The organism is Yersinia bercovieri ATCC 43970, from assembly GCF_013282745.1.
GTDB classification, from domain to species: Bacteria; Pseudomonadota; Gammaproteobacteria; order Enterobacterales; family Enterobacteriaceae; genus Yersinia; species Yersinia bercovieri.
Window position 1 is genome coordinate 246,840 of the sequence record NZ_CP054044.1, and the last position, 15,443, is coordinate 262,282.

Below are 15,443 nucleotides of genomic sequence, written 5' to 3' on the forward strand. Positions count from 1 at the left end.
ACAACATCACGATCGTTTATACCGATCAATATGGCGTTATTGATCTGCTTAACCCATTGGACGCTATCAGTTACGACACTTATAGTTGTGTTGTACAAACCTCATACATCCAACACCGGGGAGCAATGTATCAGTGTGTACTCAGGCCTGCTTGCAGGCCTTTCTTTTACCCCCAATTTTGTCCCGCATATTTTGGCACCTCAAAATAATCACACCGGCCTAGGCCGGTGTTTTTGTATTCAATGCCCGACTGTTCACACCGAGTGACTAGTTTTGCCAAACTCGTCACTAACTCATCACCATCTAATTAATTGTATTTAAATGATTAAATTAAAAAGTGAACAGTGTGAACAGTTTTTCTATAAATCTTTTTTTTCACAAACAGGCATGTAAAAGACCAATATCAAATCGCATTTCTTATTTGCTCGGAAATGACCAACAAAACCCATGACTTCAAGTAATTGGTATACGTTTAGGTATATGAAACGAAGTTGAATTAAATTTTTATCAATAAAAACAATACATTAATTAATGTATTCAGCGTCCCCCAGCACTTTTAATAGGACAGTGACCGGACAGTATCATATAAACCAGTGACTTATGATAAATGACCGGACGAAGCACTGACCTAGTTTAGACCAAAAAGGATACGCAAAAGATACGCGGCTCCATTAAAAAACACTAAGCCCGCTTCTTGCGGGCTTTTTTATAGGATCCCGTTAATGGATTTTTTTACTTTCATCAGCAAGATTATTGATAGTATTGCGTGGCCAGTGGTTGTCTTTCTTATTCTCTACTATGGCCGAGATGACATACTTAAACTCGTTAGAACATTAAAATCTATTAAGGTCGGCGATCAATTTGAGGCTATCTTCAGTGATGAAGCAGAGAAGCTTGCACAAGAAACCTCAGAGGTTATACCTGACACTAATACAGACCAATATGTTGATATAAGAGCATCTCTACTAGCAAAAGATCCTAGAGCTGCAATCATGGAGGCTTGGATTAGAGTTGAAAAATCAGCATTTGAAGCATTAGAAAGAAAGCATGGACAGACATTTATACCTGAACGAAACCCAATAACGTTAATTAGAAAATTAGTTAACGATGAGATTCTAAACACTCGACAAGCCAATGTATTACAATCGTTACGTTTACTAAGAAACCAAATGGCTCATAATATTGACGTAGAACTCGCGGCTGCTGACGCTGAAAGTTATATAGACTCTGCTGTTACTATAATTTCGTACCTAGATTCTTTTACCCCAAAACCGCAGTAAAAAGATTACTATCCAAACAGATGGCTCAACATTTCTATTCAGTGTTGAGACTATATATCTTTACTCTGCGCAAACCTGCACACACATAAAAATATTTCACCTCCTTTTGCTCCATTCGCCAATGCCAACTTCAATAAGTATTCCTGCTACCCATAGCGCTATTTTCAGAATATTCGGAGCTTAAATCATTAGGAGTAGCCAGATAAAACACCATATGCTTGAACGAAAAACAATGTCGTATTATCGGATGAGTCAATAAACACAGGGAGATAAAGAAATGGATGCGACGTTGCTTTCAAGGATGCGGTCAGGTGGCAGGATTACAAGTTGGTCAGAAACGATGGTGAACCTGGAGGCCCGTAAGCTAATTAATATCGCGAACACGCTGTCCGCTTCCCACCTTAGTGATAGTCTGACCCAAATGAATTTTATCCAAGAAATAAAGGAAGTTGTTGAGCAACAGTTCGCTGCCGCGCGACGTGCTACATCGGACGAAGAGTGTATGGTCTGCATACAAAGTCTGAGAGCGGAGACGGAAAACCTTCAGGCGCAGGACCGGATGTTGCGGATGGAAACCGCGAAACTTTACGCCAAAGTGGAGTTTGTCCGGGAAAATAATAAAATTGTCGGGTATGTTATTTCAGTTGTACATATTGTTGTTTCCGGTGCAGCTCTATTCGGCGGAATGATAATGATGTCAACAATGACCCCACTTGGGGTTCTTGCTGGTGCGATTCTCTTCATGGATGGTGTTAATGGAATAACAAAAGAAGCCAGCCACCTTCATTATGGCAAACAATCACAATCAGAAGGTATCTTTGCTAATGAGGCCATGGAAGCAGCTCAGTTTATGGGGTTTAAACCAGAATCCGGTCTGGCTTTTTATAATGCAATCACGTTAAGCGCTGGCGTTTATGGTATTTTGGGGTTAGCAAGGAAACCAGAGGCTTGGAGATTATTTCGTTGGCTTCCCCGTGACTATTACAGAAAGGTTGATACGATGAGCAGGCCTAAATTAACGATGAAAATTGCTGGCTATGGTATTAAAGCGAAGGTGATTTTCGATCTTCTGGCGACGGATAACACCACCAATTAAGTTTTATTAGTTCGGCAGTATCGCCAAGACTTATAAGAAAGTACTGGCGGTTGTATAAAAGTGGCGATAGCAATGCCGCAAAGAAGACCAATTCCACCAGAAAAGATACTTTCCGTAGTTCCGAACATCACCAGGAAAAGAAATACAGCAAGGCAACTGCTAACAACACATATAGCTATGATAAAGCGCTTGGCTAAGTCTTGAATGGCTTCCCCAAGGGTTCCACCATAGCTTTCTACGTTATTTTTAATTTTCTGAAGTTCTGTATGACTGAAGCCAGAGCTTAACAGCGCTTCTTCGCTTACTCTCATTGCCTGTTCATCCTTAAAAACGACTGACATTCCTTAGTCTATATATCAGAAAATAAATTGTTGGTCGATGAATATAAATTTTAATATTAAATAACATATAGTTATATTCTTATCGTGTTTTTTGGTACAGCTATCCCCACCAAATACAGGTGTGAGGATTTATAAACGCGGGTTATTACAGTTAGGGAGTTATACCCCGTAGACTGACTGAATAGTCCACCCGACACGGTATAGGAGACCGCTGTTGTTCTATTGCTCATTTTCATATCTCCCCCGCCCGGACGGGCTGGTCGCGTATTCACCACATTCGGCTGAGCACCAACCACTGCTGCAACAATGTCCTGAATAGATTGGGATATGAACCCGTCATTCAGTGATGCTCAGGCGAATGTAGAAACAAAAAAGCCCTACCGGTTAGGTTGGGCTGAAGCGAGAGGCATCGTTACGGGGGCCTGCCCGTGGTACTGGCTAGTTGGTTACATATTAACTCTAGCTTATGAAACCATTAACACAATTAGATAGTTTATTAAAATTACTATTACGAATAAGCGCCATTATAAATAAATTTATTAATTTTAATGAGTTAGTCACTCAATTTAACTTTAAAAACATTAATTAACTTAAACAATAATATGACAACTGGCAGTAAAGCTTTCCCCGGTGTTCACCTATTGGCACCCCTTGCCAAGATAAGCGGGAGTAAGTTTTTTTTGCACCCAATAAACGACAAAACCCCGCACGATGGCGAGGTTTATTTGACTGGGTAAGCGCTACTGCACAACCCACTCTTATCATAATAGTGGGTAAAATTCGTAACGAATAGCTTTTTATGCGTTTTTTGTATTCGTTCATACTTACTCTGACACTCATTGTACTCTGGGCTAAATCAGATCTGACAGTCAGCTCGGTGCCATAATCTGATGTTGTTAATCCCCCACTGCATTAATCATTGGGGTGGTGTTAGACACTATCGAATTAAGCTCAGGGGGAATCAATGCGTAAACTGGCGCAATCCTACCAAATGGGTTAAAAACAAAATTAAGAAATAAGCTTTGCCAAAAGAGAGAGCGGAGTCGCTGGAATCACTGGTAAAAATAAGCGAATTACTCAAAAGGAGATCCATGGATGACGATACCCACGCTAACAACAAAACGACTGTGTTTAAAACCGCTGGTTGCAGAAGATGCAATTCAGATTCAGAAGCTCTTTCCGCGCTGGGAGATAGTTCGCTATATGGTCGCCTCAGTACCATGGCCCTATCCTGATAACGGTGCTGAGAATTACGTCAATAACATTGTACTGCCAGATATGGAGAAAGGAATTGCCTGGTTCTGGGCTATCAGACGTCGTGAGGCGCCTGACTACCTCATGGGTTTAATCTGTCTTTATGACGTTGAGGATAATAACCGCGGATTCTGGCTGGCACCGGAATATCAGGGGCAGGGCTATATGCGTGAGGCCAGTATTGCGGCTACGGATTACTGGTTTAATACGCTGAATAAGCCGGTGTTGCGTGCTCCGAAGGCAGCTGTCAATAGCCGCTCCCAGCGTATTTCAGCCAGTAGCGGCATGCGACTCATCAGGACGGATAAGAAAGAGTATGTCAGCGGCCAGCTGGACTCTGATCTGTGGGAAATCACCCGCGATGAGTGGAATGCCCGTCAGATCAGCTGATATTAGTCATGGACTGTCCGCTCTGTGCCAGGGCGGGCGTTGCAAATACCTCTGAGTGTTCATCAATAGGGAGCACAATAGCTCCGTCCCCAGCCAGAGCTGATCTGTTTCCGCATCATTATCAGTTTGAAGTGTATTGCTTTTATTCTTGTATTGTAGTGGTCAACTAAAACTGACCACGGCTTTAGCGTTTTTCGTGGCAAAACAATTTCTCTTGTTGCCCTAGAGATGGATAACAAGAGAAATTACCACTCAGCACGCCAAATAAGATCCCAACCGATAACCACGCTGTTCAATTGTCCGCTTTAATGTCGGCGAAGTCAGTACTTCCAGCTCGGTCAGCCGTGGATAACAATAGCCACTGGTCATCAGAATTTTATCAATAAAAGCCGGATGGCACATAACTTCCAGCGAGCTAACCCCTTTTTGGTCAGCGTGGTCCAACAGCTGTAAGAATGTCTGTTCCGTTAGCGCTTCGCCATAAAAGCCAGCATCAAACCATTCAGTGCTATGTGGTTCATTGAGCGAGATACCCTGTTGCTGCGCTTCATGACGGTCAATTCGTAACGCGAGTGATTTTTCGCGAGCGAAAGCTTCAACCAGCGGATAGATCTGCGGCAACATATGTACGTGGTGGTGGCTGTCGATATGTGTCGGCGAACGACCAAAAATAGCGACAAATTTATCAAACTGAGCAGCCAACTCTTGCGCAATCTCAGCCAAATTTAGCGCGCCGGCCTCAGCACGTTGCCACAAACCTTTGCCCAATAGCCCATTAGCATCAACCAAAGAAGGCATCGCGGTTAACGGCCGCCCATAGGTCAGCACAAAATGCATCCCGACGGGCAATGCTGGATTTTGCTGACTCAACTCTGCCGCGTGGTGAATATCCGCGCAGTTCATCATTGCCGTGGTCGATGAGACAATACCATGGCGAAATGCTTCAATGATTCCATAATTTTGTCCTTTGCATAGACCAAAATCATCAGCATTAACAATAAGTAACTTTTCCATTGAGGATGCCTTGTAAGCGGTTCCGGCAGGTAATATCTAGCCAGAAACTAATCGGATAACCCCTCTCTGACGCAGTTGAATTTCTTGCGGTAGTTTCCTGGCGTAAAAGAGGTCAGTTTCTTGAAGTTTTTGATAAATAATGTGGTGTCGCTGTAACCCGCTTCAAAGGCAATGTCTGAAACTAAGTAGTTCGTCACTTCAAGCTGGGTTTTAGCAAAATTGATTCTTATTTCATTGATAATCTGCATCGGCGTTTTCTGGTAATAACGTCGGGTCGCACGGGTCAAGTACTCTTGGGTTTTGCCGGAAAGCTCAATCATATTCACCAAGGCTTTCTCACCAAACATCGATTTATCGTGCATTTTGTCGATGCTGGTTTTTAGCCATAGGGGAATATCGTCGTTGACCTCACTCTCTTTATAGTGGCTGATGCGGTTGGTGACATAAAATGTCAATAGCTCGACCAATTCAGTCAGTTCATCTTCCCTAAAGTGCGGTGCAGAAATGGCTGATTCAATATAAGAAAGGAAATCACCTTTTAGGCGATAGGCTTGCGAGGCCACAATAGGCCGCGATAACAGATGAAAATAGTGCTCTTCGAAAAAGGTTTTGCTGATACCAACGTTTAATATACGTGTCGCACCAAATTCATAGGCGCTTTTATGATGAGAACCAATGGGAATAAAAACAACATCGCCGCGTTCTAAGAAGACCCGCTTACCATTAATTTCCTGATAACACATCCCAGTTAATATCAGGGTATATTCATAATAGTCATGTTGGTGTAGACCCGTTGCGCTTTCCGTTTTGTTATAAATAAATAGATGAAACTCTTTTCCGTTAAAAAAGTCTTTTTGACGTACTAACCTGACTTCCATCTTATTTACCTTCACTCTTTCGTTCGAAATAGCTAACAAGTTTACCCGTTTTATCGTAACTTTTGGTGTAACTCAATCAGCTCAGTAATTAACTCTCTGGCCAGCATCGCGTTCATTAAATGATCCTGAGCATGTACTAAGACTAATGTTACTCTGGTTTTCCCTTCACCTTGATCGGATTCAATGAGCTTAGTTTGAACCAGATGCGCCTCATTCAGAGCCTGGCGTGATTGCGCCATCAACTCATCTGCTTGGGCAAAATCACCACTTTTTGCCTGCTTCAGCGCCTTATAAGCCAGACTTCGGGCTTGCCCTGCGTTGATAATCAACCCCATGATCACATCTTCCATTTCATCAGTGGGTTGCACATCTTCAACGATTTTATCTAAATCAAACATACTGTTACTCCGTTAATTAAAGCCATTCTGCCTTGCGACATCCGCAAACCAATAGCCACTTTTCTTGATGACCCGCGTTTGATTTGCCAGATTTAACCGAACAAATCCATAACGATTTTTGTAAGCATTAAGCCAAGACCAGCAATCAATAAAGGTCCATAAATGATAACCCTTGCAGTTGCTACCCTCTTGTAATGCTTGATGCAGCCATTTCAAATGGTCACGGATAAACTCAATCCGATACTCATCATCTACCTGACCGGATGAATTAATAAACTGCTCCTCACCCTCAACCCCCATGCCATTCTCTGAGATATAGCACGGAATATTGCCATAATTTATTCTCAGATTTGTCAGGATGTCATACAGCCCTTTTTCATAGATTTCCCAGCCACGATGTGGGTTAATTTTCCGCCCGGGCATTGAATAGAAACTAAATAAGTCTTCCGGCGTTCTCACCTGCCCTTTAGGGGTTGGGATATCTTTCGCCTGAACCCTTCGGGGCTGGTAATAGTTAACCCCCAATAAATCGATGACGCCACTCGCAATTAGCTCGCAATCACCCGATTCAGTCGATGGCAATAGATCGTGATCGCGCAATAACCGGATCAGTTCTTCTGGGTAAGCCCCTTTGGTGACCGGATCGAGAAAACTGCGATTGAGCAGCAGATCTGCATGGTTGGCGGCCACCTGGTCTGATGAACTGTCGGAACGAGGATAGGTCGGTGTGAGGTTCAAAATAATCCCAATATCACCGTCCTGCTTGAGTTCTCGGTAGTTTTCTACCGCTTTGGCATGTGCCAACACGCTATGATAGGCCACGGTCACCGCGCGTTTAAAATCAACCACGCAAGGGTAATGTTGATGGCCTAAGTAGCCAGCTTCAACCGGGACAATCGGCTCGTTGAAGGTGAACCAATGTTTTACCCGATCACCAAACAAGGTAAAACAGATTTTGGCATACCGAGCATAGGAATCGACAACGGTGCGACTTTCCCAGCCCCCTTTTTCCTGCATACACAGTGGCATATCAAAATGATAGAGATTGATAAATGGCGTAATGCCATTCGCCAATAAACTGTCGATCACCGCGTTATAAAAGGTGACGGCGTTGGGGTTAAGCTCACCGTCACCACTTGGGATCAGTCTCGACCATGAAATCGACGTCCTGAACGTGTTATGCCCGAGCTGTTTTAGCAGCAGAATATCCTGCTGATAATTATCGTAAAAGGTGGAGGTGTTTTCTGGGCCAATCTGACCATGAAAACGCTCTGGTGCAATCTCATACCAATAATCGAAGATATTCTTGCTCTTGCCATCCTGCAATGACGCCCCTTCAGATTGGGTTGCAGAGGTGGCACTACCCCACCAAAAATCATCGGGAAATTGATATTTCATTCCAGCCTCCAGACCAGTACGCTAAAACAGGGTATTCATTAAAACTTCAAGCTATCCGCAATATCTTCTTCACTTTCAACCTGACGATCAATTTCGCTCTGCGCCTTATTGGCAATAATCACGAACGGCAGATACATCAGTGTGGCGACACCTAAGTTGAACAAGCTTAATAACATCGCGGCAATGCTACCGTTGGTATTAAAGAATGCCCCCAAGCCTACTGGCATGGTCCACGGCGCAATATTAGTGATTGGCGGAATAAAGCCAGTGTAATATGCAATTGAAGTGATGATTGCCAAGACCGGCTGAACCAGAATAAATGGAATGAAAAATAGCGGGTTCATAATGACCGGTAAGCCAAACAGAATAGGTTCATTAATTTGGAAAATACTCGCCGGCGCCCCCAGTTTTGCGACCTGACGATAATCTTCACGGCGGGAGCCGATAAAGATAGCAATAACCAGCCCAAGAGTTGCCCCGGTTCCGCCCAGGAAGATATAGGAGTCAACAAAAGGCTTGGCCCACATATGGAACTCTTTGCCCGCTGCCAATGCCGCCGCGACTGAACCATATTGGGTATAAGTAGCTACGTTTTCCAAGGCAAACGGCATCATAATGCCACTTTCCAGTGCAGATAGTGCCATCGCGCCATGTATCCCGAAGAACCATAACAGTGAGGAGCACATGACATACACCCAACCTACCACACTGCCCATTTTTGATAGCGGTGCTGAAATGCTGTCCATAATGATCTGGTGGAAGTTAGTGCCGTATAACCCGAGGGTATAGGCCAGTACGCCCATAATGGAAAGAATGACGAAGCCCGGAATCAAGGCAGAGAAGGAGCGGGAAACTGAGGTTGGAACGCTGTCCGGCAAGCGGATGATCCAGTTGCGCCGAGTAATAAAGGTAAAAACTTCTGCGACCACTAAACCGATAATAATACCGGAGATAATATTCGCCCCCCCCAGCCAATTGGCCCCCACCGCATAGGCGTCACCAACACTGTACGGGGTTACCGTCATAAAAGCGGCAATAGCCAGTAGAGCGGCGGCGAGAGGGTCGACTCGCTTCTCTTCAGCCAAGGCCATACTGATAAAGAATGGCGTCATTAACGACATGATGCCGAGAGTACCGTTATAGACGTTGCCGCCTATCGCTTTCAAACCATTGAGCGTGGCAATGGTATCAGCATCTAACCGCACCCCCATTGAAAAGAAGAATGACCCCTCACCAAAACTTAAAAATACGTTATTGATAAGAACAAACATGGCCCCCGTCAGGGTTAATGGCATCAGCCGGATAAATCCGTTCTTGATGGCATTGATATGTTGCTGTCTGCCAATCTTAATCGCAAAAGGCAAAATAGCCTTCTCCAGAGAATTAATAAATGCGCTCACAGTGCTCCCCTTATTGTTTTGCTTTTTTTATTGCGGCTACAGCTGCTTTTAATACCCCTAAACCGTCGACTTTGCCGTATAGAAGCGCGTCGATCACCTCAACTGGCTTATTGGGGAACATTTTGGCAACTTCGGGCAACATATATGCTATTTGCGGCCCTAGTAGGATCACATCTGCTTGAGCACCATGCTCTGCCGCCAGCGCTTCCGGGTAAGCATTGATGATAACTGGCACCTCATACTTCTCTGCTTGTACTTTCATTTTGGAAACCAGTAGCGAGGTGGACATACCGGCAGAGCAAAATAGATAAATTTTTTTCTTTTCCATACCCAACACCTTTTGATGTTCAAAAGAAACAAGTTATTTATATGCCAGTGCAATGGTGAATTCCCTTTATCTGTACTTTATCGTGCCCCTTGCCCAGCCCATTGTTTCTGGTTGTCGGCAGTATACGGCGTTGATAGCCAAGTCAGTAATTCACATACCACTATAATCGTCTCTAATTGACTTTTGATATTGATGCCCTTCACATTTCTAAGCGATTACAATGTGATGGTTATCGCAAAATGGTTATTTTTTTGCTCGGCGAATTAAGTTTAATTCATTTGCATTTCATATGGTTAGTTTTATTCGCGAATGACAGTAGAACAAGATGCAGCAATAAAAATACATTGAAACTTATGGCAGGATAAATTAGGGATTCTTATCGGTTTGAGAATCGTCTCATTCGAACTTTTCCCACATTGACAGTGATTCAGTGTCACGGCTTTATTCGTGGTGCAAAGTGCATTTCTACTCTTCAAGAGCTAGCAGCGCACATATTCACGATGTGCGCATTGGACCTGACGGCTATCTTTACCTGTTAACCAATGAAAGTGGCGGTAAATTACTGAAAATAAGCATTACGGTTGGCTAATCGCCTCAGCTTATTTGTACTACAATTATTCCGACTCTAACGAATAGCCATTGAGGGCTTTGTTATGACAGCAATAGATGTAATGTGGGTAGGACTGGGTGGCGGCATCGGTTCACTTTTACGATGGTGGATAGGGCTGGGCGTCGGCAGAGTATATAAAGGCAATCTCCCGCTCGGCACTTTTCTGATCAATATTTCCGGTGCATTTATTATTGGTTATCTGAGTGTTCTTTTTAACGTTGACTGGCGTGACCGCTATGGTGACTTAATGAATGCTGCGGTATTAACCGGTATTTTAGGTGGCTATACCACCTTCAGTAGCATGCAATTAGATGCGGCAAAATTGGCGACTATACGTGGTAGAGCCATTGCTGCTGGGTATTTGATTATTTCTGTTCTGGTAGGTCTAGCCGCAGCGGCATTTGGCGCTTGGCTGGCTTATTAATCGGAGAGCACTATTATGCCGAATCTTATTATTCTCGTCTTTGTCGGTGGCGCATTTGGTGCCATGTGTCGCGAGTTCATTATGCTGTCAGTGCCGCGACTGGCCGATGGATTCCCCATGGATATTTTTGTTGCTAATATCATTGCCGCCTTTTTATTGGGGCTGGCGACCTCTTGGTTTAAACAAAACAAAATTAACCAATATGTACATCTAATGGTAGGAACTGGGATTATGGGCGGGCTGTCGACATTTTCCAGCTTTGTATTTGGCGCAGTCGAGATGATGAAAAATCCAACCGGGGTGTTAATCTCAATCTGCTATTTAGTCACTAGCCTAATCGTTGGTTTTATTGCGGTTGAATTGGGTTTAATGATCGGCCCAAAAGAGAAACCCAAAGATCCACAAGCAGCCGTTGAATAAATAAAAAACTGACTATCGTCCCAAGAAGAAAAACAACACCCTCACTGCCGAGGGTGTTTTATCTGCTATTACTGATAAAAACTCGCCATAATTAATCTAATTTTTGGCATTTACCAAAGAACATTTCCGTAATCAGGGAATTATTGATGGTATCGCCATTCAGGGTTCTAACCAGCAGTTCACTGCCGAGTAAGGGGAGTGAGAACACCATATCAGGATTAACCCGTTTAACTTTTTCCATATTTTGCGTTTCATTAACTAATGCCAATGTTTTCGTGCCTTCACCAGCAATTTCTTTGGCGGCCAGAATGGTAAAGGTGTTGTCGGCATCACTGTTGCACAATGCAATAATATATTTTGCCTTGGCCGCGCCGGCCAGTTTCAATGTTTCTACCGAAGAGGGATCACCCTCGATAACATCTGCATGAGGAGGGAAATTGTGTTGGCTGCCGACGGCACAGACAACTGTGACATCATCACCTCGGTCACGCAGGCCATTATAGACATTCAGCGCCAAAGAACTGGAACCAACAATAATAAAATGATTTTTACGTTCCACGTGAGTAATCCTGCCTTTAACTATGCGTTTAATATTATTACTGATTATCGGGCCGGCAATCGAAGCAATTGAAGTCGCAAAAACAGTAATACCAGCAATAATCACCGTAAGAGTGAACATTCTCGCCACAGTGGTATGCGGGATAATATCCCCGAAGCCCACCGTCGACATACAGACAATCGCGAAATAGAATGCAGTCGGTAAATCAGTCACTACCGGTGCAAATTCATCGCCCATGTAAAGTGTGCCCAACATGCTATAGACGATTAAGGAACAGATACTTGCGATCGCAAAGAATGTCGCACTACCGAGACTGTAATGATCAAACTCACGCCAATAAAATAGCAGCGCGACAACGACGATAAGAGAATAAGTCGTCAATTTATTCTGATCTCTCAGAATAAATATATTGATAGCAACGAGAGTAAACAGTAATAACACCGTAAGGAACCATGCCGTACGGATTTTCATCGACACTGCAAATGCCATCAGTATCAATAGCACACCGATCATAAATTGTGGAATTTCAAATAAATCAAGAAAACTAAGCGCCTCCTTCCAGGTACTGAAATTGTTTATCGCATCAGTTGAATGAGAGATCGCCCGGAGAAGCACAGGGCTTAACACCAGACACCCATTAATGGCCACCAAAATAGCCAACAAAAGTGGTATTGATACCTTAGTCTTAATTTCCTGTAATATTTTCATCAATAGAGTGACTAAAATTGTTATAGGTAGATTAAGTATAGATAAAAAATGAGATATTTCATGGCAGAACCAGACTATTTTTGACTAAAATCAAGAGATAACATTACTGAATACGGCGAGAGTTGCATGCACTGATAGTCATCTAATATTCACGCGGCGCAATCGGATTTAAGATCCAATATAATCATCAGACGTTAATATTTAATGTATTGATTTTATTGAAAGCTAGTTTTACACCCTGTAAAGTTATCGATACTCAATAATTTGTAAAAAAACAAATAGAATTATTGGCATTAATTCTATTCATAAACAATAATATAGTTGTTCTCTGGCATATAATACGCTGGAGTTCTTATCCTTGAGTGATATTCATCACCCTTAATTTAATGTTACAAATATCTAACCGTATTTAACAGATAAATAAGGAAATAAGCATGTCCTACAAATCACTTCGTAATATTGCATTGACTGGTTTACTCCTTTCCGCTGCGGCAACAACCTTTGCAGCAACAACCACTAGCGCAACAGGAACTACCCCGAGTGATATGACCTGCAAAGAGTTCCTGGATCTGAACCCTAAGTCATTAACTCCTGTTGTGTATTGGGTATTGAATGATGATACTCAATATAAGCATGGCGATTATGTTGATTTACACGAAACAGATACCATCGTGACACCAAAGGTCGTTGAGGTGTGCAAAAAGTCGCCTGAAAGTAAATTATCTGAAATGAAACAGGATATTTTAAATTTCGCTAAGAAACACAATATGTAATTGTCAAATGTAGCGCAGTAAGTAAGATGCCCATTGGCCATAACGACTAATGGGCATCTTATATTTTGGGGTAATAAAATCCTATCGAGTAATACTTAATTTATCGTAGCCACGGACATAATAGTTAATAGCCGAAATTAACCAACACAGTATAAACATACCAATAATCCAATAGCCTATCTCGCCCAAGTTTTCGCTGATATTATTAATTGGCGTCCAAATTCCACCGGTCAAGTTAAGTTTATCTGATATTAATCCCAATGCTTCAATACCGCCAATAAAGAAAGCAATGATAACTGAAGCTGCTGTAATAGTGATGTTGTAATATAGTTTGCGCACCGGTTTAGAGAAAGCCCAACCATAAGCGCCAATCATCACAAAATTATCAAGTGAATCGATCAATGCCATCCCGGCAGCAAATAAGATTGGGAACACCATAATCGACCACAGATTCATACCATGGGTTGCGCTGGCAGCTGAGATCCCTAACACTCCAATTTCAGTGGCAGTATCAAAACCCAAGCCAAATAAAAAACCCACCGGGTACATATGCCAGCTTTTATTGACCATATTAAATACTCGCTTAAAAATTCTGGCGAGTAGGCCACCATTATTCGTCACCAGCAGATCAAGCTCTTCATCTTTGTACACATGACCCGCTTTGACCTGCTTGAATTTTTTGTACACTGAAATCAGGATGGTTAAATTAAGGAAGGCAAACAATAACAAGAATACAGATGAAACCAGTGTGCCGATCAAACCGCCGGTTTCATGAAACCAAGTCATATTATTCTTAAATGCCATGGCGGTCGCAGCAATGGCCAGTGATGCTAATATCACAATGGTTGAATGGCCGAGAGAGAAGAATGTTCCGACGGCAATCGGGGTTTTACCTTGCTGCATCAATTTGCGAGTGACGTTATCAATGGCAGCAATATGATCCGCATCAACGGCGTGACGAAGGCCAAAGCTATAAGCCAAAAACGCCATCCCCATCAATACTGCATTATCATTAAATTCCGTAAAAGCCCAAACCCACGCCAGCCCATTAACAATCAATAAGCCAATCAGCAAGTAGATAGCACGAAGCTTAGTTTCCCGATTGCCAAAGGCGCTACTTCTCTCTATTCCTGTCGTCATGTTTGTACTCCAGAATAAAATCGTTATTGTCGATGCGCAGGCATCACATCTTTATTCGGCACCAGGAATAACCACGAGGCCAAAACAAATGGCATGGTTAATGTCGGAATGCCAATCGGCGACAGTAAAGTATTTAGCGCCCCTTGGACGATGACCGTGAAAATAACCCCGACAATGGTGTAAGCCAGAACTCGCCAACTGGGCTTATTAAATGTAGAGCCTAATGCAATAGCCGTTAATACCGCACTGAAAGCATAGAGCCCGGCATTAATACTCTGGTGATCTGCATCAAGGAGAGCGGCTGTCAGGATCGCTAATAATGCACCACAGACGCCAAAAATAGCAGCCCATAGCGATTCAACGGCTAAGCCAATAACAAATAAAATACCACCAATCAAACTACTGAATAAAAAGACCTGTGAAATGCCGTTAAACATGCTGACAAAAATATTACTTTGCGCAAAAAAGTTGCTGCCATCCAAAATAAGTTGATGCGGTAAGGCTGGCGTTGGTAATCCGCTACTGTGCAAACCGGCAAATGCATAACTGCCTAGCAGTATCATCCAGGTAGTTAAGACAAAAGGCGCTGTCAGTGCTGCGACTTTCCAGGTTTTTAAAATATCGGCAATACAGGCAGTGACAATAACCGACACGATACTGCCCAAGATAATGCAAGCCCAAAGTATCGGCGTGACGACCAAAAAAGTCGGCAGTGCCGCGCCGACTAAACAGCCATTATAACCATATAGCCCAGCCCGCCATGATTTACGATCGCGCATGGTTAGCCCCGTTAAGGTGGCAATAACTGTACCCAATACACAACCATAAGCGACCGCCGGATTCCCCTCACCATAAGCGCCAACAAATATTGCGATAAAAAAGAGTAGCCCTGTGAGTGGATTATTTTGGAACATAACCTGAGCACAGCCGCGCAGTGTGGTATCGATAAATTCAATGAAAACATTCGAACTACTCAGTTGCGCCCAGCCAGATAAATTGCCGGTTTTTGCATTCATTATGTTTATCCTTCTG

Annotated in this window: 16 protein-coding genes; 6 read left to right on the forward strand and 10 right to left on the reverse strand. The window is 43.1% G+C overall.

Translation table 11 applies throughout. From position 1 onward, the window contains the following. Positions 1-722 precede the first annotated feature (722 nt). Positions 723-1,280, forward strand: a complete 558-nt coding sequence (locus HRK25_RS01205; RefSeq protein WP_032897836.1) for a hypothetical protein — start codon at positions 723-725, stop codon at positions 1,278-1,280. A 277-nt stretch (positions 1,281-1,557) separates the two neighbouring features. Continuing rightward, complete coding sequence (locus HRK25_RS01210) at positions 1,558-2,376, forward strand: DUF4225 domain-containing protein (protein WP_099460461.1); 819 nt, start codon at positions 1,558-1,560, stop codon at positions 2,374-2,376. Here HRK25_RS01210 and HRK25_RS01215 read toward each other — a convergent pair. After that, the gene (locus tag HRK25_RS01215; protein WP_032898228.1) at positions 2,373-2,687 is read right to left on the reverse strand and encodes a hypothetical protein; all 315 of its coding nucleotides are present in this window, start codon (positions 2,685-2,687) and stop codon (positions 2,373-2,375) included. The genes HRK25_RS01210 and HRK25_RS01215 overlap by 4 nt on opposite strands. A 1,125-nt stretch (positions 2,688-3,812) precedes the next feature. Between HRK25_RS01215 and HRK25_RS01220 the strand changes: the two genes are divergently transcribed. After that, the gene (locus HRK25_RS01220; protein ID WP_005276039.1) at positions 3,813-4,361 is read left to right on the forward strand and encodes a GNAT family N-acetyltransferase; all 549 of its coding nucleotides are present in this window, start codon (positions 3,813-3,815) and stop codon (positions 4,359-4,361) included. A 252-nt stretch (positions 4,362-4,613) separates the two neighbouring features. On the opposite strand, the gene chbG is transcribed toward HRK25_RS01220, so the two are convergent. From chbG to HRK25_RS01250, 6 genes are read right to left on the reverse strand one after another with little or no spacing between them, the layout of a single operon-like run. Further along, on the reverse strand, positions 4,614-5,375 hold the full coding sequence (gene chbG / locus HRK25_RS01225) for a chitin disaccharide deacetylase (RefSeq protein ID WP_005276036.1): 762 nt from the start codon (positions 5,373-5,375) through the stop codon (positions 4,614-4,616). A 47-nt stretch (positions 5,376-5,422) separates the two neighbouring features. After that, entirely contained in the window at positions 5,423-6,253 is an 831-nt protein-coding gene (gene chbR, locus HRK25_RS01230) for a transcriptional regulator ChbR (protein ID WP_005276033.1), read from the reverse strand. Positions 6,254-6,303: 50 nt separating this feature from the next. Further along, positions 6,304-6,651 carry a PTS N,N'-diacetylchitobiose transporter subunit IIA gene (gene chbA / locus HRK25_RS01235; RefSeq protein WP_005276029.1) on the reverse strand — a complete coding sequence of 116 codons (348 nt, stop codon included), beginning with the start codon at positions 6,649-6,651 and terminating at the stop codon, positions 6,304-6,306. A gap of 12 nt (positions 6,652-6,663) precedes the next feature. Then, positions 6,664-8,049, reverse strand: coding sequence for a glycoside hydrolase family 1 protein (locus HRK25_RS01240; RefSeq protein ID WP_005276026.1), 1,386 nt, complete (start codon positions 8,047-8,049; stop codon positions 6,664-6,666). 38 nt (positions 8,050-8,087) lie between these two features. Further along, a complete protein-coding gene (gene chbC, locus HRK25_RS01245) occupies positions 8,088-9,449 on the reverse strand; it encodes a PTS N,N'-diacetylchitobiose transporter subunit IIC (RefSeq protein ID WP_005276023.1) in 1,362 nt (453 codons plus the stop codon). A 10-nt stretch (positions 9,450-9,459) separates the two neighbouring features. Beyond that, entirely contained in the window at positions 9,460-9,777 is a 318-nt protein-coding gene (locus HRK25_RS01250; protein WP_005276021.1) for a PTS sugar transporter subunit IIB, read from the reverse strand. 653 nt (positions 9,778-10,430) lie between these two features. Here HRK25_RS01250 and HRK25_RS01255 point away from each other — a divergent pair. Together HRK25_RS01255 and crcB are read left to right on the forward strand one after the other, a co-directional pair. Next, positions 10,431-10,811 carry a fluoride efflux transporter FluC gene (locus HRK25_RS01255; protein WP_032898227.1) on the forward strand — a complete coding sequence of 127 codons (381 nt, stop codon included), beginning with the start codon at positions 10,431-10,433 and terminating at the stop codon, positions 10,809-10,811. 15 nt (positions 10,812-10,826) lie between these two features. Further along, positions 10,827-11,231 (forward strand): fluoride efflux transporter CrcB, encoded by a 405-nt coding sequence (crcB, locus tag HRK25_RS01260; RefSeq protein ID WP_005276012.1) that lies wholly within the window; start codon positions 10,827-10,829, stop codon positions 11,229-11,231. 91 nt (positions 11,232-11,322) lie between these two features. Here the strand turns inward: crcB and kch are convergent, their stop codons facing one another. Further along, positions 11,323-12,498 (reverse strand): voltage-gated potassium channel protein, encoded by a 1,176-nt coding sequence (gene kch, locus HRK25_RS01265; protein WP_032898225.1) that lies wholly within the window; start codon positions 12,496-12,498, stop codon positions 11,323-11,325. Between the two features lie 434 nt (positions 12,499-12,932). On the opposite strand from kch, the gene hdeB reads away from it, so the two are divergent. Beyond that, a complete protein-coding gene (gene hdeB, locus HRK25_RS01270; protein ID WP_032898223.1) occupies positions 12,933-13,271 on the forward strand; it encodes an acid-activated periplasmic chaperone HdeB in 339 nt (112 codons plus the stop codon). Positions 13,272-13,352: 81 nt separating this feature from the next. Here hdeB and HRK25_RS01275 read toward each other — a convergent pair whose 3' ends face one another. Next, a complete protein-coding gene (locus HRK25_RS01275; protein ID WP_005276000.1) occupies positions 13,353-14,411 on the reverse strand; it encodes a HoxN/HupN/NixA family nickel/cobalt transporter in 1,059 nt (352 codons plus the stop codon). Between the two features lie 23 nt (positions 14,412-14,434). Further along, the gene (gene yut, locus HRK25_RS01280; RefSeq protein ID WP_005275998.1) at positions 14,435-15,427 is read right to left on the reverse strand and encodes an urea transporter; all 993 of its coding nucleotides are present in this window, start codon (positions 15,425-15,427) and stop codon (positions 14,435-14,437) included. Positions 15,428-15,443 lie beyond the last annotated feature (16 nt).